Origin of the sequence: Trichormus sp. NMC-1 (genome assembly GCF_001858025.1) — a bacterium.
In the GTDB taxonomy this organism is placed as follows: domain Bacteria; phylum Cyanobacteriota; class Cyanobacteriia; order Cyanobacteriales; family Nostocaceae; genus Anabaena.
Window position 1 is genome coordinate 246,316 of record NZ_LZQD01000002.1, and the last position, 18,393, is coordinate 264,708.

The 18,393-nt window shown below is 39.9% G+C and carries 17 protein-coding genes and 1 pseudogene; 13 read left to right on the forward strand and 5 right to left on the reverse strand.

Annotated features, from left to right (window positions below):
- Positions 1 to 21: 21 nt before the first annotated feature.
- The gene (locus A9Y75_RS08005; RefSeq protein ID WP_071189043.1) at positions 22 to 1,215 is read left to right on the forward strand and encodes a HAMP domain-containing sensor histidine kinase; all 1,194 of its coding nucleotides are present in this window, start codon (positions 22 to 24) and stop codon (positions 1,213 to 1,215) included.
- Positions 1,216 to 1,270: 55 nt separating this feature from the next.
- Here the strand turns inward: A9Y75_RS08005 and rnc are convergent, their stop codons facing one another.
- From rnc to A9Y75_RS26300, 3 genes and pseudogenes are all read right to left on the reverse strand, one after another.
- Positions 1,271 to 1,957: a ribonuclease III gene (gene rnc, locus A9Y75_RS08010; protein WP_071189044.1), complete on the reverse strand. Its 687-nt coding sequence runs from the start codon at positions 1,955 to 1,957 to the stop codon at positions 1,271 to 1,273.
- Between the two features lie 136 nt (positions 1,958 to 2,093).
- Positions 2,094 to 2,864, reverse strand: a complete 771-nt coding sequence (locus A9Y75_RS08015) for an NYN domain-containing protein (protein WP_071189045.1) — start codon at positions 2,862 to 2,864, stop codon at positions 2,094 to 2,096.
- 497 nt (positions 2,865 to 3,361) lie between these two features.
- Positions 3,362 to 3,867: pseudogene (locus tag A9Y75_RS26300) on the reverse strand (Uma2 family endonuclease); the annotation flags it as partial.
- Positions 3,868 to 3,978: 111 nt separating this feature from the next.
- On the opposite strand from A9Y75_RS26300, the gene bchD reads away from it, so the two are divergent.
- Positions 3,979 to 6,003, forward strand: coding sequence for a magnesium chelatase ATPase subunit D (gene bchD, locus A9Y75_RS08025; protein ID WP_071189047.1), 2,025 nt, complete (start codon positions 3,979 to 3,981; stop codon positions 6,001 to 6,003).
- Between the two features lie 122 nt (positions 6,004 to 6,125).
- On the opposite strand, the gene A9Y75_RS08030 is transcribed toward bchD, so the two are convergent.
- Positions 6,126 to 6,917, reverse strand: a complete 792-nt coding sequence (locus A9Y75_RS08030; RefSeq protein ID WP_071189646.1) for an RNA polymerase sigma factor SigF — start codon at positions 6,915 to 6,917, stop codon at positions 6,126 to 6,128.
- Between the two features lie 403 nt (positions 6,918 to 7,320).
- Between A9Y75_RS08030 and A9Y75_RS08035 the strand changes: the two genes are divergently transcribed.
- The 9 genes from A9Y75_RS08035 (at position 7,321) to A9Y75_RS08070 (ending at position 13,797) form a co-directional block, all read left to right on the forward strand.
- A complete protein-coding gene (locus A9Y75_RS08035; protein ID WP_071189048.1) occupies positions 7,321 to 8,049 on the forward strand; it encodes a Bax inhibitor-1 family protein in 729 nt (242 codons plus the stop codon).
- 254 nt (positions 8,050 to 8,303) lie between these two features.
- Positions 8,304 to 9,426 (forward strand): peptide chain release factor 2 gene (prfB, locus tag A9Y75_RS08040; RefSeq protein WP_127051668.1). Its coding sequence is split into 2 segments (ribosomal slippage): positions 8,304 to 8,375 and positions 8,377 to 9,426, totalling 1,122 coding nucleotides; the frame shifts between segments, so codons are not numbered across the junction.
- Positions 9,427 to 9,564: 138 nt separating this feature from the next.
- A complete protein-coding gene (locus tag A9Y75_RS26305; protein ID WP_016950466.1) occupies positions 9,565 to 9,720 on the forward strand; it encodes a DUF3285 domain-containing protein in 156 nt (51 codons plus the stop codon).
- A 13-nt stretch (positions 9,721 to 9,733) separates the two neighbouring features.
- A complete protein-coding gene (gene ybeY / locus A9Y75_RS08045) occupies positions 9,734 to 10,240 on the forward strand; it encodes an rRNA maturation RNase YbeY (RefSeq protein WP_071189050.1) in 507 nt (168 codons plus the stop codon).
- A 240-nt stretch (positions 10,241 to 10,480) separates the two neighbouring features.
- Positions 10,481 to 10,936 carry a diacylglycerol kinase family protein gene (locus tag A9Y75_RS08050; protein WP_071189051.1) on the forward strand — a complete coding sequence of 152 codons (456 nt, stop codon included), beginning with the start codon at positions 10,481 to 10,483 and terminating at the stop codon, positions 10,934 to 10,936.
- A 117-nt stretch (positions 10,937 to 11,053) separates the two neighbouring features.
- On the forward strand, positions 11,054 to 11,656 hold the full coding sequence (locus A9Y75_RS08055; protein WP_071189052.1) for an aminodeoxychorismate/anthranilate synthase component II: 603 nt from the start codon (positions 11,054 to 11,056) through the stop codon (positions 11,654 to 11,656).
- Positions 11,656 to 12,423, forward strand: coding sequence for an MBL fold metallo-hydrolase (locus tag A9Y75_RS08060; protein WP_071189053.1), 768 nt, complete (start codon positions 11,656 to 11,658; stop codon positions 12,421 to 12,423). Before A9Y75_RS08055 ends, A9Y75_RS08060 begins: the two co-directional genes overlap by 1 nt.
- 12 nt (positions 12,424 to 12,435) lie before the next feature.
- The gene (locus A9Y75_RS08065) at positions 12,436 to 13,239 is read left to right on the forward strand and encodes a PhzF family phenazine biosynthesis protein (protein ID WP_071189054.1); all 804 of its coding nucleotides are present in this window, start codon (positions 12,436 to 12,438) and stop codon (positions 13,237 to 13,239) included.
- Positions 13,240 to 13,278: 39 nt separating this feature from the next.
- On the forward strand, positions 13,279 to 13,797 hold the full coding sequence (locus A9Y75_RS08070) for a DUF4332 domain-containing protein (RefSeq protein ID WP_083389523.1): 519 nt from the start codon (positions 13,279 to 13,281) through the stop codon (positions 13,795 to 13,797).
- Positions 13,798 to 14,216: 419 nt separating this feature from the next.
- Here A9Y75_RS08070 and A9Y75_RS08075 read toward each other — a convergent pair whose 3' ends face one another.
- Positions 14,217 to 14,831, reverse strand: a complete 615-nt coding sequence (locus A9Y75_RS08075; protein WP_071189055.1) for a TetR/AcrR family transcriptional regulator — start codon at positions 14,829 to 14,831, stop codon at positions 14,217 to 14,219.
- Positions 14,832 to 15,121: 290 nt separating this feature from the next.
- Between A9Y75_RS08075 and A9Y75_RS08080 the strand changes: the two genes are divergently transcribed.
- Both A9Y75_RS08080 and A9Y75_RS08085 read left to right on the forward strand, forming a co-directional pair.
- Positions 15,122 to 16,624, forward strand: a complete 1,503-nt coding sequence (locus tag A9Y75_RS08080; RefSeq protein WP_071189648.1) for a pitrilysin family protein — start codon at positions 15,122 to 15,124, stop codon at positions 16,622 to 16,624.
- Positions 16,625 to 16,738: 114 nt separating this feature from the next.
- The gene (locus A9Y75_RS08085; RefSeq protein WP_177176135.1) at positions 16,739 to 18,250 is read left to right on the forward strand and encodes a pitrilysin family protein; all 1,512 of its coding nucleotides are present in this window, start codon (positions 16,739 to 16,741) and stop codon (positions 18,248 to 18,250) included.
- Positions 18,251 to 18,393: the final 143 nt, after the last annotated feature.

An 18,393-nucleotide genomic window follows, 5' to 3' on the forward strand; every position in this document is an offset into this window, starting at 1 on the left:
AGATTCACTGAGTTGAAAAAAATGGATTTTAGTCAATTATTAACTGATCGAACTGATAGCATCGTAGATAAATGGGTGACAGCCGTTCGCCAAGATCGGCGGATTGAAAGTGCTGATAATCTATCCTATAGTGCAATTGAAAATCACATTCCATATGTCTTAAAAGCAATGGTGACAGTACTTTCAACATCTCAGGGTAATGATTTTAAATCGATAGTAACCGCCAGTTGGGAACATGGAGTGATTCGAGCTACACAAGGCTTTGATTCAGCAGAAATTGCTAGGGAATATCATCACTTAAGCACGGTAATATTTGACACTATACAAGCAGACTTATTGCAAGCAGAGCCAACAGATATTATTCGGGCTATGCGGTTGATTAACGTCGTAATTGATGAAGCAATCGCTAGGTGTTTTAATAGTTATGTCGATGAACGATTACGAGAATTGGATATTCTGCAAAACACTTTAACGTTGCATAATCAAGAACTAACCCGCTTAGTTAATTCTCATCGAGAACACCTCTCCTTACTAACTCATGATTTAAAACAACCCCTAGCCTCAATTATAGGTTACTCTGATTTATTTTTACGTGAACATAAAAAAACGCCTGTAAAAAATACTTATCACAATATTGAACATATTGAACGAGTGTTACGTAATGGCAGACACTTGCTACGTTTAATTAATGATTTACTAGAATTATCGCGGTATGAAGCCGGACAAATCAAAATTGAACTTACATCAACTGATGTCTGTGAAATCATTAGTAATGTATGTGAAATGTTGGAACCTTTAGCCGCTGAAAAAAAATTGTCTCTCATAGTTGATTGTGAACAAAATTACCCAAAAATAATCACAGATGCATTTCAAATACAACAAGTTATCACAAACCTTATTAGTAATGCGATTCGCTATACAGAGTCGGGAAGTATTAATATTACTTCTCATGTATTAGATAATCAAAAGTGGGAGTTTGCCGTTTCTGATACAGGTATTGGCATTAGACCAGAAGACCAAAAGCAGATTTTTGAACCTTATTTTCGTTGTACTAATCAAAAGTCCCATCTTCCTGATAGTACTGGTTTAGGTTTGGCAATAGTTTCCCGGTTGGTAAAACTATTACAAGGTGAAATTAAGCTAGTTTCTCAACCGGAGGTAGGTTCTACTTTTACTGTAATTCTGCCTTTGCAAATGGAAACGAAAGAAAGTTGATTTCGCTCAAAGTTACAAAAGATATTTTTGCAGCTTTGAGTAAAATCAACAATTTTTACTCTAGCAACCCGCGCTTTTTCAATTTTGCTAACGCATCTTCAGCTGCGTCTTTTTCGGCATCTTTTTTGTTACGTCCTTTACCTGTTCCATACTCTTTTCCATCTACTATTACTTTAGCCACAAATTCTGGTGCGTGAGATGGTCCACCTATTTGTTCTGTAATATATTTGGGGGGGTTTGTGCCAATTTCTCGTTGTACCCATTCTTGAAAGCGATTTTTTGAGTCTACATTAGAACGAGATACGACAATTTTTTCGGAGACGGAATCAAACAGAGGTTCTATAATTGTGCGAACTACTTCAATATTGCAATTGTTATCTAGATAGTAAGCACCAAGAACGGCTTCAAATGTGCTACTTAATAAGTTAGGATTTTGAAATCCTCCATCTCGAATTGCACCTTGTCCTAAACGCATTCTGAAGTCTAAACCTACTTCAATCGCAAATTTTGCTAATTGCTTTTCATCTACTAATGCAGAACGACGACGAGTTAATTCATCTTCTTCTTTTTCTGGGTGACGTTTATAGAGATATTCACCGCTTAAAAAATTGAGGATAGCATCACCAAGAAATTCCAGACGTTCGTTTTGTTCACCTTCTCCAGGATGTTCGTTGACATAAGAACGGTGGGTAAGTGCTTGACGGAGGAGTTTTTCGTTATGAAATGTGAGAAGTTTGTGCATTTTTATGTTTTGTCTTGTAGCGAAGATTAACTATTATCTTCAAAAATGAAAAAACCGCAAGGTGCGGTAGTGTTGGTAAAACCCAGCTAACTAATATAACTGAGTTTCAAAAGCAAATTCAGGCAGCTAATTTATATTACTCTATTAAAAGCAATTCCTGATTTTGCTTTTGGATTCTACCTGAATTTACAACAGAATCAATAAACTTACCAAAGCTTTTAAATTTATGACCATTAAGTGTAGAAATAGAGGAAACACCCTGATATTTTGGGAATAGTTGACGCATTGATCTACCAATGTAGCTGTAGTGTGTAGGTTTACCTTGACTTAACGCATTTTTGACAGTTTCAATCAGATATTCTTCAGCTTCATTGTAACTAATTTGAGAATTAATGAAAGTCGTTTGAGGTTGGGTTTTTATCTCAACTAATTTTGGTAAATCGTCTATAAAGTGGAAGTTATCATCACCGACGAGATTCTTTAGTTTTGAGCTTTCGCTATGTCTTTGAGCTAAGACAATTACTTTTTTACCTATAGCTTTGAGAATGGCAATTAATCCAACAAAATCCCTGTCTCCTGATATTAGGATAATTATTTTTAGAAAAGGATTAAAAGCAACTGTATTGAGACAGTCCTCTCTAAGTCGTTTATCTGCGCTATTCTTAGAAGAATCAGGAACATCCACACATTTAAAACCAATCACTTCTAATTTATTTTTGATAGAAATCTGGTTAGGATACTGTGAATTATAGTAACCATTTTTGCAAAAAACAGTTCCTTTAGATTCTGCAAATTCTAGTAATAAATGAGAGAATTTTGTGATTGATAGAACGTTCTGAATATCGCAAAAAATTGCAACAGAGTCTTGTTTTTGAACTGTTTGTGTGTTCAAAGGTAGATGAGACATATAACAAATCCAGTTTTGCTAAGTAAACTGGACAGCTTCAAAAAATCACATATCTATTAGCAGTAAAACTAAGTGAAAGAAAAATTAAAACATTAGTTCTTCCCCATTAAGGTTCTTTATGCTAACCAATTTCAGTGTTAACTCAGTTTCAGTCTCAGTAACAGGATTCCTTTTTAACAAATCGTGCGTCATACACTCGGCTGAATACTTATTCAAAAGCCTTACTTTCTTCATACTAATTGAGCAATTAGTCATGTAATAAGACATCGGGGTAAATATTCAGACGAATATATAACGCAGGACTTGTCATAAAGGAATCCTGCTGCTGAGACAACTACCGACCCTTGCGGGATAAATTCTTGCTTGAGATAGCAGTTATTTGGCTGTCTTTATACAGTATCATAAGACACCTACGCTGGAATGTCAAGCCCCAAGTTCTAAAATCTACAACCCCAGTCCAGATCCCCGACTTCTTCAAGAAGTCGGGGATCTAAATTTTAAAGATTATTGATATCAATTCCTTTAACTTGCAATTTCACTAATAAGTCTTGATAATTTTGACGTTCTTGTTCTGCACTTTGATATTCCTGTTCCGCTCTTTGATTTAATTCCAGAGATGTCAGAAACTTTTTTTCATCAGGATAGTAAATTATAGTAAATTTCTAAATTATCTGATTTTAACTCAAAACTTATTCCCAAACGCGGACTTACCCAATTATTTATTTCTTCAATTTCTTCTAACCATTCTTGTTCACGAATAAATCCGGTTAATTCAATTGTATCTGGATTATAAATATAATATTCTTCTACTCCATGACGTTGATAAAAAAGCATTTTTTTTTGACATTTCTTGGCTGCGATTTTCGAGAGATAGAATTTCAAATACCACCTAGGGAATAATATTATTCTTTTCCCATTGTTTGTAAGAACCTCGTCTACCTTTTGGTCTACCAAATACAACCATGACATCAGGTGCTTGACGAGTTTTTACACTTCCCTCGATTTTAACCTGAATCGTAGTCATATATCTTGCTCCTTTAGGAATTGCCGTTATATATATTCTAAATGTGCCAGAAATTGCTATGCTACAAATATAATAACTATTAAGGAAACAATGCCTGCGCCTACTATTACCCCGACAATGACTGCTTTTCCGCTGACTGCTGTAGTCGGTCAAGAAGCAATTAAGATAGCCTTGCTGTTGACAGCAGTAGATCCCGTTTTGGGGGGTGTGGTAATTGCAGGTCGTCGCGGTACGGCTAAATCTGTGATGGCGCGTGCTATTCACGCTTTATTACCACCTATTGAAGTTGTTAAAGATTCCGTTAGCAACTGTGACCCCAACCATCCAGAGGAATGGGATGATAAACTCTTGGCTGAAGAAAGACAGGAGATAGAAACGGAAATTATCCCTGCACCTTTTTTGCAAATTCCCCTCGGTATTACGGAAGATCGACTTTTAGGTTCTGTGGATGTGGAACAGTCGGTTAAACAAGGTGATACGATTTTTCAACCGGGATTACTCGCTACAGCTAACCGAGGTGTGTTGTATGTGGATGAAATTAATTTATTAGATGACCAAATTAGTAATCAACTTTTATCGGTATTATCGGACGGACGTAACCAAATTGAACGGGAAGGAATAAGTTTTCAACATCCTTGTAAACCGTTGTTTATTGCCACTTATAATCCCGAAGAAGGGGCGCTCAGAGAACATTTACTTGATAGAATAGCGATCGCACTATCAGCAGACGGAGTTCTGGGTATAGATCAAAGAGTACAAGCAGTTGAGCAAGCGATCGCCTATTCCAAATCTCCCTCAGAATTTCTCCAACAATACAGCGAAGACATAGACTCACTCAAAACCCAAATCATCCTCGCACGGGAATGGTTAAAAGAAGTCACCATTACCCCAGAACAAATTACCTACCTCGTCAATGAAGCCATTCGTGGGGGTGTAGAAGGACATCGTGCAGAATTGTTTGCGGTAAGAGTTGCAAAAGCCGCAGCAGCCTTAGAAGGACGCAATACCGTCAATGCAGAAGATTTACGTCGCGCGGTGGAATTGGTGATAGTTCCTAGAACCACGATAGTGCAGACACCACCACCAGACCAACCACCTCCACCTCCCCCACCACCACCAGAAAATCAAGACGAGTCGGAATCAGAAGAAGAACAAGAAGAAGAACAGGAAGAAGAGAAAGAAGAAGAACAGGAACAGCAAGAACCCCCAGACATTCCCGAAGAGTTTATTTTTGATCCTGAAGGGGTAATCCTTGACCCAGAAGTGCTTTATTTTACCCAAATGGCACAACGTCAAGGTAAATCTGGAAGTCGCAGTATTATCTTCTCAGATGACAGGGGACGGTATATCAAGCCGATGATTCCCAAAGGTAAAGCCCGTCGCATAGCCGTAGATGCCACATTGCGAGCCGCTGCCCCGTATCAAAAATCACGACGTGCTAGACAACCTGATAAAAAGGTGATTGTGGAACAGGGAGATATCCGTTCTAAGCGGTTGGTGCGAAAAGCCGGCGCTTTGGTGGTGTTTGTGGTTGATGCTTCTGGTTCAATGGCTTTAAATAGAATGCAATCTGCTAAGGGTGCGGTGATGCAACTTTTAACAGAAGCCTATCAAAATCGTGATCAAGTATCTTTAATTCCTTTTAGAGGAGAACAAGCGGAAGTTTTATTACCTCCTACCCGTTCCATTGCTTTAGCCAAAAATCGTTTAGAAAGATTACCCTGTGGTGGTGGTTCACCCCTAGCACATGGTTTAACTCAAGCAGTGCGTGTAGGTGTAAATGCCCAAATGGGTGGAGATATCGGTCAAGTTGTGATTGTGGCAATTACTGATGGACGTGGTAATATTCCTTTGGCTCGTTCTTTAGGTGAACCCATAGAACAAGGAGAAAAGCCAGATATCAAAGCCGAATTATTAGATATTGCGGGGAGAATTCGGGCTTCAGGGATGCAATTGTTGGTCATTGATACTGAGAGTAAGTTTGTATCAACTGGCTTTGCGAAGGAATTGGCCAAAACAGCAGGTGGTAAATATTATCACCTACCGAAAGCCACTGATAAAGCGATCGCAGCAATGACTAGAGGAGCGATCGCTGATATAAAATCTAATAGATAGTCTGAATCAGGATTTTGAGGATTTAAAGATTTACAGGATGAATAAAACTAGATGGTCTAAATCAGAAATCCTGTTTATCCTCAAATCCAGTAAATCCTGATTTTGACCAATAATCTTCAGCACTAAGCACTCAGTACTCCTGACTCAGCTGGTGGCTGTAAATAGCCAATCAAATCTTGCAGACCTTTTTGCAGATACCGAGTTACTGTCATGGGACTAGCACCTATTTTTTTACCAGCATCCTTGCGAGTCAATTCTTTCAAAAATACCAATTCTACAGCTATGCGAGGGTTATCTTCTAACAGACTCATAGCCCCCTGAAGTAGTTGTCTTTCCTCTTCTTGTTGTTGAAGTACAGCAGTACGGGGACAGGGGATGATATCACCCAAAGTTAATTGATAATCAAGATAATTAACACAAGTCGCGTCTAAGCTTAAAGGACTTCGGTTTTGAGCCGCCAACTTGCTTTCTTGCCACTCTTGTAGAGAAATATGAAGTTTATTAGCAATTTCTATATCTTTGGGAGGACGGCCTAAAGATATTGTCAACTCTTTACGAATTTTTTGCCCTTGATTGTAAACTTCTTGCCAACGACGGGGAATTTTTAATAGTGTAGAGCGATCACGCAAAAAATGCAGTATTTCACCGCGAATATAAGGTATAGCAAAGGAACTAAATGCATATCCTTGATTAGGATTAAAGCGCTCAATAGCCCTAATTAAACCAAAATAACCAATTTGTTCTAAATCTTCATAAGGCTCATGACATTGATGTCTAAATTTATAAGCCATCTTCCGCACTAAACCCTGATGTATTTCTACAAGTTGGTTACGCAGTTTAATAGAAGGATGTTGGTGGTATAAGTGTAATAAATCCATACCATCATACTGCACAGAGGACTCACTCGCTGCCATATCAATTCCCTTGTAGTAACCCCTTTCCCCGAAGAATGGAGTTGCGTATACTTGATTGAAAACTGTCATTATTTTCCTTAGTCAACGCATAATAAACCATCGTTGTTTTACTGAACTTCATCTGAACCTCATCGCTTCTCTACATAATATTACTTAGAAAAATTTACTCTTATCTGTTGCCAGCAACTGTTGTTAACCAATTCCCGATTCATACGGAATATACTTTTTAAGTTCGTAATAAATCAGAGAATGTCTATAAGTAAAAATACTGTATTTATTCTTTCTTTATTTTAGTTACAGCATTGTTTCTAGATTTCCGCCCTAGTTTCCAGCCCCAACTATTGGTAAAAATAGAAATTAGTAGGACATTTCCTCATAAACCTGTCTTTACAGTTTTTTAGATATGAGCAATACCAGCAATTTTCGTCAAGCTTTTCGTCAAGCTCAAAATCACGCTCTGGTTGGTCCCAATGTCATTGCTAACGCCTTACCCTATGTTGGTGGAGGACTAGTCCTCACCGCATTAGGAACCTATGGTGGTTTGGGAGTCATTCGTTCCCACCCCGAACTATTCTTTCCCACCTTCTTTGGTGCTGTAGTTCTGGAGTTCATTCTCTTCTTTGTTGCTCAAAATGTAGCTTCCAAAGGTAAAAATAGCCTTGCCCTACCACTATTAGGGATTTACAGCCTCTTATCTGGATATACCCTAAGTGGCTTGGTGTTTGTGGCTTTGAGAACCCAAGGTGTTGGTCTTCAAGGCATTGGCATAGCAGCCCTAAGTTGTGGTGTCACCTTTATTGCTGCCCGTCAAATTGGTTCTAACCTCTCAGAATCAGACGGAATAGCTTTGACAAAAACCATCTCTCTGGGCGTAATAGCCTTGGTGGTTGTGTGCCTCAGCCAATTTGTTTTGGCACTATTTGGTGTTTACACACCTACTTGGTTAGAAATCGGTATCTCCGGTTTAGGGGTATTTATTTTCGCTGGAGCTTCTGTAGTTGATTTCTACATCTTGCCCCGTACCTACCGCGATGATGAATATTTACCCGCAGCCTTGTCGATGTACTTAACCTACATCAACCTATTCATCTTTATCTTGCGGTTGCTCATAGCCATTAGTGGCCGTGATTAAGTAATTTTCGATCAAGGAAAAAAGGAAATTTAACTAAAAACTGACCGTGGTTCATTTGCAAGAGCCACGGTTTTTCATCTATCAGCTGTTCGGTAATTTACACAACCGAATTTGCCCAATTACAGCTAAAATCAAAAATATTAACAGCGATGGATTAAATCAGCAGTCCACGCAGGTGGACTTTGTTTGTGTAGTAGCGTATCCCTTACGGGAGGCGATAGCCATATTATATTCGCCTAAAACTTGATTAAACTATGGACGTTCTAGAACTTAAACGCGAAATCGAAACGTTGTCTGGCCGCCTGGGTAAAACCCAGGACTATCTTTGACATACCTGCACTCAAAGCCAAAATTCACGATTTAGAACAAATCTCAGCCCAGTCAGAATTTTGGGACGACCAAACCCAGGCACAACAAACACTCCAAGAACTCAACGACCTCAAAGACCACCTAGAACAGTATTATCAGTGGCAAGCCAATCTAGAAGATACCAGGGCAGTTGTTGAACTATTAGAATTAGAAACTGACGAAGCACTCTTGCAAGAAGCAGAATCTACCATAAACAAGCTTAATCGTGACCTTGACCAGTGGGAATTACAGCAATTACTTTCTGGCCCCTATGATGTTCAAGGCGCAGTTTTAACAATTAATGCAGGTGCTGGTGGTACAGATGCTCAGGATTGGGCATTTATGCTAATGCGGATGTACACCCGTTGGGCAGAAGATCATGGCTACAAAGTAACTCTAGCCGAAGAATCAGAAGGTGATGAAGCTGGAATTAAATCAGCAACCTTAGAAATTACTGGTCGCTATGCCTATGGTTACTTGCGCTCAGAAATGGGTACTCATCGCTTAGTGCGGATTTCTCCTTTCAACGCCAACGGTAAGCGCCAAACCAGTTTTGCTGGGGTGGAAGTCATGCCACAAATAGATAACACCGTCAAGTTGGAAATTCCAGAGAAGGATTTGGAAATTACCACAACTCGGTCTGGTGGCAAAGGTGGGCAAAATGTCAACAAAGTAGAAACAGCCGTGCGGATAGTTCACTTACCCACAGGTTTGGCTGTGCGTTGTACAGAAGAACGTTCTCAACTACAAAACAAAGAAAAAGCCCTCGCCCGTCTGAAAGCCAAGCTGTTAGTGATTGCCAGAGAACAACGCGCCCAAGAAATTGCCGAAATTCGCGGTGATATGGTGGAAGCTTCCTGGGGCAACCAAATTCGTAATTATGTGTTTCATCCTTACCAAATGGTCAAAGATTTACGTACAAATACGGAAACTACAGCAATTACGGATATTATGAACGGCGAAATTGATGCTTTTATCCAAGCCTATTTGCGCCAAGAAAACCAACTGGTAGACAGCAATTCTGGATAGTTGGGAAAAATCATTGAGATCATCAACAAGATCCCCGACTTCTTGGAGAAGTCAGGGATCTGAGGTGATCTGAATATGAGCAATTTTCACAAATCAAATACCTGTTAAAGTGATAAAAGAGATTATTGTGAAAAAATTATGAGCAAATCTCCCTCAACAGAACCTCAACCCAGCTACGTGAAACTTGCCATGCGAAACATGGTGAGAAAAGGTGGCACCTCCCTCAAACATTTTGCACTGACCGCTGTAGGGCTATTAAGCCTCCTTGTTGGTCTTGCTTACCTAACTCGCTAACTGAGGAGATTTTGTGCCGCCAACAGTTGCATTATATGTAGAAAATTGTTTGGAAGAATCTTCCCCAAACCTGCCAGTATCGGAGGATACTCTGGAAACCTGGTTTGATCAATGGTTGGAAATTCTCACCCCTGATCTTCCACCTGCACCCAGTTACGAAATAGGGCTGCGTTTGACCAATGATGCCCAAATTCAGGAATTAAATGCCCAATACCGTCAGCTAAATCAACCCACGGATGTTTTAGCCTTTGCTTCCTTAGAGGCAGATTTGCCCCAAAGTCAGGAAATGGTTGCTTCCCAACCTTTGTATTTAGGTGATATTGTCGTGTCTATAGATACGGCAGAGCTTCAAGCTCAACAGCAGGAACATAGTTTGTCTACAGAGTTGGCTTGGTTAACTGCTCATGGTTTATTGCATCTTTTAGGTTGGGATCATCCTGATGAAGAAAGTTTGATGCAAATGTTACAACAACAAGTTATATTACTGAAGGAGATAAGCATTAATATTGACTTAGAATAATGGGCGTGGCTCAAGTTTTATTCTTGGTGGCGATTTTTACAATATTATTGTCATAAATTCTTTAAAATTACGTCAAAGTTGAATTGTGCTATTAAAATTGATCAACAATTTTAGATCTTTTGGTTTTACGTTCATGCCCGACCACAGTCCCGGTTGACGCTAACACCCTTTGTGGGTGATACAAAACCACAATTCATTGACTAAAATTACCACCTTATAATATTTTGTGTTATGCAGCCCATGTCACAACAAGTTTCGCCGCCATCAACACCAAACCGCTTACCAACCCTTGTGTCAAAAGAACGGGAACTTTCCTGGCAGATAGCCTCTAATTTATTTGTTAGTTTTAAGTATGCCTGGGCAGGAATCAGCTATAGTTTTCAAACTCAACGTAACTTTCGTATCCATCTCAGTGTCTGCGCTTTCGCTATTGGATTAAGTATTTTTTTGCATTTACAAGCAGTAGAAATAGCCATTATTGCTATTACTAGCGGTTTAGTTTTGACGTTGGAGTTATTGAATACAGCTATTGAATCCCTGGTAGACTTAACAGTTAAGCAAACTTACCACGACTTAGCCAAAGTTGCTAAAGACTGTGCTGCTGGTGCTGTACTTGTGTCGGCTTTGGTATCCTTATTAGTAGCTGCTACACTTTTACTTCCTCCTTTAGTAGCTTTAATCATGACCACTTTTTAGATAATTTTTGTACCTCCAACCTTGACTATGACATTGAAGAATTTGGCAAATATGCCTTTTAAAATGCTCATGGAGAGTTATGGATATTTTTGATGCCAATGCAATTAGGTAAAAATTGTGATTATAGTCATTGATAATTACGATAGCTTTACATATAATTTGGTGCAGTATTTGGGAGAACTAGCCGCAGATTTCCCCATAGCATCCGACTTGAAAGTTTTTCGTAACGATAAAATAACCGTAGATGAAATTCAGGCGTTAAATCCTGATGCAGTGGTAATTTCCCCTGGGCCTGGTCGTCCAGAAGATGCCGGAATTTCTTTAGATATAATTACTGAATTGGGAGCTAGTTTACCGATTTTAGGTGTTTGTTTAGGACATCAAAGTATCGGTCAGGCGTTCGGTGGTAAAATCGTTTCTGCACCAGAGTTGATGCATGGTAAAACATCCCAGGTATCCCACACTGGAGTTGGAGTTTTTCTAGGATTAGAAAATCCCATTACCGCCACCAGATATCATAGTTTGGTGATTAACCGCGAAACTTGCCCAGAAGTATTAGAAATCACCGCTTGGGTGGAAGATGGCACAATTATGGGAGTACAACACCGGAACTATCCTCACATTCAGGGAGTCCAATTTCATCCAGAGAGTGTACTGACTTCTTCGGGTAAGCAGTTACTGCGGAATTTTCTGGAACAATTACAGACGAGAGAGTATTAATGAAACGACGAGAGTTGATGGGCTATGCTGGGGCAGGTTTGGTGACAGCATTAGTTACTAATTTAGGTTCCCACCTTCGGGTTAATGCCCAATCTAGTGGTGTATCCGTTCAATGGTTGGGTCACACTTGCTTTCTGTTTACAGGTAGTGGTGTGAAAATTCTCGTCAATCCATTTCGGACTGTGGGCTGTACGGCTGGATATCGTCTGCCAAAAGTGACAGCAGATTTGGTATTGATTAGCAGCCAACTGTTAGATGAAGGTGCAGTAGAAGGACTACCAGGAAATCCCAAGCTGATTTATGAACCTGGTGTTTATGAGTTTAAAGGTCTTAAGTTGCAAGGAATTTCCACAGACCATGACCGCAAAGGTGGCAAGCAATTTGGAAAAAATACCGTTTGGAAGTGGAACCAAGGGGGAATGAATATTTTACATTTAGGGGGCGCGGCTGCACCTATTTCCATTGAGCAAAAAATCCTCATGGGTCGCCCCGATTTGGCTTTGATTCCCGTGGGAGGTAGTGCTAAAGCTTACAATGCTCAGGAAGCAAAACAAGCTGTTGGAGTATTAAATCCAAAACTAGTAATTCCCACCCATTACCGGACAAAGGCTGCTGATGCCGCTAGTTGTGAAATTACACCAGTAGATGATTTTCTGAATTTGATGCCGGGTGTAAATGTGAGACGGAGTAATGATGACACTGTGACGATTAACTCTAAAGCTTTGCCGGAAAATACGGAAATTCAAGTTTTGAGTTATAAGTTTTGAGTAGTTATTTTTATGAACCAAATTATTACTCAAGTTGATGCTTTTACTGATAAAGCATTTACTGGCAATCCTGCGGCTGTGTGTATTTTAGACATTCCTAAATCTAGTGAATGGATGCAAAAAGTCGCCCAGGAAATGAATTTATCAGAAACGGCTTTTTTAGTTAAACAAGATGATGGTTTTAATTTACGTTGGTTTACACCGACAGTAGAAGTTCCCCTTTGTGGTCACGCAACTCTAGCCAGCGCTCATGTACTTTGGTCACAGCAGCATTTATCAGCTGATGATGAGGCGCGGTTTTATACTAAAAGTGGCGTACTAACTGCCAAATTGCAAGGTGATTGGATTGAGTTAAATTTTCCGGTCAATCACTCACAACCTGTAGAAGCACCTTCAGAATTGAGTCAGGTTTTGGGAATACCTTATAAATCTGTTGAGCAAAATTCTCTGGGTTATTTGGTGGAAGTAGAAGCTGAGGAGTTAGTACGAGAAATGCAGCCAAATTTCCAGTTAATGAAAACATTGCCTGTGGCTGATATTATAGTTACTAGCATAGCCAAATCTGGCTCAGAGTACGATTTTGTCTCTCGCTTTTTTGCACCGGGTTTAGGAATTAACGAAGACCCTGTGACTGGTGCGGCTCATTGTTGTTTAGCACCATTTTGGCGTAATAAGTTGGGTAAAGATGAGTTTTTGGCTTATCAGGCTTCTAGTCGGGGTGGAGTAGTAAAGGTCTATTATGCCGGTGAAAACCGCGTTTTTATATCTGGACAAGCAGTAACAGTGATGCGTGGTGAATTAATTACTTTTTCTTAGGTCACAATAGGCCAATAAACCTATGTTGAAACTAAAAAAATGACCACTAAACAGAAACATAGTAGAAATTCCCTTCCACAAGATGATATTCGTTCGCTTGTAGGCACAGAGGGAAAGCGAAATTCGCCCCAAACCCCGCGTCTCTTCCTTAAAGCTTGCACTTGGCCGATTGAAACATTACCTGGATTAAGCCAAGAGGAACAATCCCAACTGCAAAATTGTGGCATTACTACCACAGGAGATCTAGTCAAACAAGGAAAAACCCCAGAAGCCAGAGTAGCTTTGGCTAATAAATTACAAGTACATCTTCAATATGTAAATAAGTGGTTAGCACTGGCAGATTTAGCAAGTCTTCCCAGTGTGGGAATCCAATATTGTGGTTTATTACTCCATGCTGGTGTTGCTTCTGTAACACAGTTAGCACAAACTCCCACTCACAGATTGCACCAACAAATTATGCGCTTGCAAGTAGCAACCTTGCAGCGCCGAGATTTGTGTCCAGCAATTGAGTTAGTACAACAATGGAGTCAACAAGCAAAGGTAATTCGTAATTCGTAATTCGTAATTCGTAATTCGTAATTCGTAATTCGTAATTCGTAATTCGTAATTCGTAATTCGTAATTCGTAATTCGTAATTCGTAATTCGTAATTCGTAATTCGTAATTCGTAATTCGTAATTCGTAATTCGTAATTCGTAATTCGTAATTCGTAATTCGTAATTCGTAATTCGTAATTCGTAATTCGTAATTCGTAATTCGTAATTCGTAATTCGTAATTCGTAATTCGTAATTCGTAATTCGTAATTCGTAATTCGTAATTCGTAATTCGTAATTCGTAATTCGTAATTCGTAAACAGGGAACAGGGAACAGGGAACAGGGAACAGGGAACAGGGAATTCTTAATTTTCCCCGCGTCTCACCCTCTCCGCGTCACCGTGTCTCCCCTGCCTCCTGCCCCCTGCCCCCTGCCTCCAATTCCTACTCCTTCACTAGTACACCATTCAAGAAAATATCAGCGAGTCCTTCGGCCATTTTTTGCATTTCTTGGGGGGATGCGTTAGGTTCCAGGAGGGTATTATCAGAAAAACCTGCGATCGCAAACATTCCTAAAAATACCTTAGCCACTAATTTGGCATCTGTCTGACGATAGATACCTTTATCCATGGCCGTTTGAAAGAAGGCTTCAGCCACATCTGTCATTTTATCAATGACTTCCGTTTGAATGCGATCGCGCAAATCTGGATGAAACTGCACTTCCATGAAACAAACCCGCATGATATCCACATTTTTCTGCATATTCCACATCCGCCGGCGCATCACTTGGGCTACAGCCTTATAACTGCCCATTTCACTCAATTCTGTGAGTAAATCTGTGAGAATGTCTACCCAGCCACTCGTTGCTACTTCGACCAAAATCGCCTTCTTATTGGAAAAATGCCGAAACAGAGTACCCTCAGCGACACCTGCGGCTTGTGCTAAATCGCGGGTGGTTGTACCATCAAATCCCTGAGCAGCAAATAACTTTTGTGCCGCTTGGAGAATGCGGGTGCGTGTCTGGGCTTCTGATGTTGGAGGAGAATTAAAAACTCGCATGGTAGTTATTGCTATATCTCAGGAACATGACTTGTAGCAATTATTGTCTAACGTCAAATACAAAAAGCGCAGAAAGCTTAATACAAGATTAACGCTCTGTTTGCTAATTAGCCTATTTCTCACGAAGTGTAACTTTACTTTAATTTTTGCTTATGAATCAGGCAATTTTAGATTTTGGATTTTGGATTTTGGATAGGTTGGATGGTGCTAACAAGTTTCACTCTCAATCATCCAAGCAATTATCCCCGTCTCCAATCTTTCGTCGTCTGTTGGCAACTGCTTTGGCGATAATGATATTGTGTTGGGGGTTAATGCCAGAAATCGCTACAGCGCTACAACCCAAGCAAACATCAATTCAACCCTATTTAGATCAAGTAATTAAGCAGTTAACAGAGTTTCGTCTCGATAATGGGTTGAAATTTATTGTTTTAGAAAGACATCAAGCGCCAGTAGTTTCCTTTCTTACCTATGCTGATGTTGGTGGCATAGATGAACCAGATGGACAAACTGGTGTAGCACACTTTCTAGAGCATTTAGCATTTAAAGGCACAAAACGCATTGGTACTACAGATTATCAAGCCGAAAAACCACTACTAGATCGATTAGAACAATTAGACACCCAAATTAGAACCGCTAAAGCCCAAGGAAAAAAAGATGATTTAGAAAAATTACAAACTGAGTTTAAATCAGTAGAATCTCAAGCCCTCAAACTAGTTAAACAAAACGAAATGGGGCAAATTGTTGAGCAAGCGGGAGGGGTAGGCTTAAACGCCACCACATCTGGGGAAGCAACCCGTTATTTTTACAGTTTTCCTGCTAATAAGTTGGAATTGTGGATGTCTCTAGAATCAGATCGATTTTTAGAACCTGTATTTCGGGAGTTTTATAAAGAAAAAGATGTAATTTTGGAAGAACGCCGAATGCGAGTAGAAAACTCTCCTATTGGCTTAATGATCGAGAGATTTATCGATACTGCTTTCAAAGTCCATCCCTACAGACGACCGGTAATTGGTTACGACGAGGATATTCGTAATTTAACACCGCAAAATGTCAAAGAGTTTTTTGACAATTACTATGTCCCCAGCAACTTAACGATCGCTATTGTCGGCGATGTTAACCCAACTGAGGTGAAAAAATTAGCACAAGTTTACTTTGGGCGTTATCAAGCTAAACCTAAAGCCCAGCCCCAAATTCCCGCAGAACCAAAGCAAACCGAATCCAGGGAAGTTACCTTACAACTACCTTCTCAACCTTGGTATTTAGAAGGTTATCACCGTCCAGCAGTTACTCATCCTGATAATGCAGTTTATGAAATTATTGGTAGTTTATTGAGTGATGGACGCACTTCACGTTTATATAAGTCCTTGGTAGAAAAACAGCGTTTAGCCCTGTCTGCTCAGGGTTCCAGTGGCTTTCCAGGGGATAAATACCCCAATATGATCTTATTTTATGCTCTCACTGCTCCTGGTCACACAGTTGATGAATTGGCGGTGGCTTTAAAACAGGAAATTGAGAGTTTGAAAACCAAGCCTGTAACGGATATTGAATTACAGCGGGTTAAAACTCAAGCGAGGGCGGGTTTATTGCGAAGTCTGGATTCCAATATGGGAATGGCGCAGCAGTTGTTGGAATATGAAGTAAAAACTGGTTCTTGGCGGAATTTGTTTAAGCAGTTGGATGACATTGCGTTGGTGACTCCTGCGGATATTCAGCGGGTAGCACAGGCGACATTTACGCCGGAAAATCGGACAGTTGGTAAGTTGTTGTCGAAGAAGGTGACAGTTGACAGGTGACAGGTGACAGTAAAGAAGGATAGGAAGAAGGTGAGTTTTCTTCCTTTGCTCCCTTCTTGCTGTTTTCACGAAATTGAGAAAAAGAGAAGAGAGAAATAGAGAAATAGAGAAATTATGTTGAATTTTTTGGTGAAGGGTAAGAAATTGAAATTTTTACTTAGGTTTTCCAAGAGTTGGCGATTTTTTTCGGCTTTGGTGATTGCTTTACTGTTAACGTTTAATTTTTCTTGGGCGGCGACAGCAGCAGCGAAGCATTACACTGATTTACAGTTTGCACCTTTACCGGAAATTAAGTTACCCAAGTATGAACGGTTTGTACTGGATAACGGTTTGGTAGTGTATTTGATGGAAGATCATGAGCTACCTTTGGTAAGTGGTACGGCGCTTGTGAGGACAGGTAGCCGTTGGGAAGCAGGTGAGAAAACTGGTTTAGCTGATCTTGTGGGTTCAGTAATGAGAACTGGTGGAACTCTCAAGCATTCACCTGATCAATTAAATGAGATATTGGAACAACGGGCGGCTTCAGTAGAAACCAGTATAAGTGAAGCTGCTGGTAGTGCTAGTTTTGAAAGTCTGAGTGAAGACTTAGAAACGGTGTTTGGGCTATTTGCGGAGGTGTTGCGAGAACCAGCGTTTGCTCAAGAAAAGTTGGATTTTATCAAAACCCAGGTTAAGGGTGGTATTGCTCGGCGCAATGATAATCCTAACAGCATTGCCAGTCGGGAAATGCGGAAATTAATCTATGGCCAAAATAGTCCCTATGCTCGTACCGTAGAATATGCGACTTTGGATAAAATTAGCCGTGAGGATTTACTGAAGTTTTATCAGGAATACTTTCATCCCAATAATATAATTTTAGGGATTGTGGGAGATTTTAACGCCAAAAAAATGCGATCGCTCATCCAAAGTCAATTTGGTGATTGGAAACCCAACTCTAAAATCGCTAAAACCCCATTACCATCAGTATCACCAGCTAATTTGGGTGGGGTATTTTTTGTTAATCAACCCCAACTGACACAGAGTAATATTCTTGTCGGACATCTAGGTGGAAAATTCGATAGTCCTGACTATGCGGCATTAGATGTAATGAATGGGGTGTTAAATGGGTTTGGGGGTAGATTGTTTAATGAAGTGCGATCGCGTCAAGGTTTAGCTTACTCTGTATATGGTATGTGGAGTCCCCGCTTTGACTATCCTGGAATGTTTATTGCTGGTGGACAAACTCGCTCCGATGCTACAGTTCAGTTTATCAAAGCCTTGCAAACAGAAATTAAACGTCTGCAAACTCAAACCGTAACAGAAAAAGAATTGCAAATTGCAAAAGAATCTACACTCAACTCGTTTGTGTTCAATTTTCAAGATCCAGCCCAAACTTTATCACGGTTAATGCGCTACGAATACTATGGTTATCCGGCTGATTTTCTGTTTCGCTATCAAAAAGCTGTCATCGCCACAAAAGCGGCAGATGTACAAAGAGTAGCACGCAAATACCTGCAACCAGAAAATCTAGTCACCCTAGTAGTGGGTAATCAAACCGCCATTCAACCACCATTGACGGAGTTAGCTGCTAAGGTGACACCCATAGATGTCACTATTCCCAGTTCTCAAACCCAACCACAGAATTAAAACTCCCATTATTTACTGATGAGATTTCCAATTTCTACAAAGAAGTCGGGAATCTCATTTTTTATAGGTTTTTCGTAGACAAAATGCCTGAAATTATGTCTTGAAAATAATGCAAAAAAGCTTGAATTTATCAGACAAAATTT

Bases quoted from the DNA above. Each gene is read 5' to 3' on its own strand.
- A9Y75_RS08075 (WP_071189055.1), bottom strand. From the start codon at position 14,831: ATGCGAGTTTTTAATTCTCCTCCAACATCAGAAGCCCAGACACGCACC.
- rnc (WP_071189044.1), bottom strand. From the start codon at position 1,957: ATGCACAAACTTCTCACATTTCATAACGAAAAACTCCTCCGTCAAGCA.
- A9Y75_RS08015 (WP_071189045.1), bottom strand. From the start codon at position 2,864: ATGTCTCATCTACCTTTGAACACACAAACAGTTCAAAAACAAGACTCT.
- A9Y75_RS26305 (WP_016950466.1), top strand. From the start codon at position 9,565: ATGAGCAAATCTCCCTCAACAGAACCTCAACCCAGCTACGTGAAACTT.
- A9Y75_RS08080 (WP_071189648.1), top strand. From the start codon at position 15,122: ATGATATTGTGTTGGGGGTTAATGCCAGAAATCGCTACAGCGCTACAA.
- A9Y75_RS08050 (WP_071189051.1), top strand. From the start codon at position 10,481: ATGTCACAACAAGTTTCGCCGCCATCAACACCAAACCGCTTACCAACC.
- A9Y75_RS08035 (WP_071189048.1), top strand. From the start codon at position 7,321: ATGAGCAATACCAGCAATTTTCGTCAAGCTTTTCGTCAAGCTCAAAAT.
- A9Y75_RS08085 (WP_177176135.1), top strand. From the start codon at position 16,739: ATGTTGAATTTTTTGGTGAAGGGTAAGAAATTGAAATTTTTACTTAGG.
- A9Y75_RS08065 (WP_071189054.1), top strand. From the start codon at position 12,436: ATGAACCAAATTATTACTCAAGTTGATGCTTTTACTGATAAAGCATTT.
- A9Y75_RS08070 (WP_083389523.1), top strand. From the start codon at position 13,279: ATGACCACTAAACAGAAACATAGTAGAAATTCCCTTCCACAAGATGAT.
- A9Y75_RS08060 (WP_071189053.1), top strand. From the start codon at position 11,656: ATGAAACGACGAGAGTTGATGGGCTATGCTGGGGCAGGTTTGGTGACA.
- A9Y75_RS08005 (WP_071189043.1), top strand. From the start codon at position 22: ATGGATTTTAGTCAATTATTAACTGATCGAACTGATAGCATCGTAGAT.
- A9Y75_RS08030 (WP_071189646.1), bottom strand. From the start codon at position 6,917: ATGGCAGCGAGTGAGTCCTCTGTGCAGTATGATGGTATGGATTTATTA.
- bchD (WP_071189047.1), top strand. From the start codon at position 3,979: ATGCCTGCGCCTACTATTACCCCGACAATGACTGCTTTTCCGCTGACT.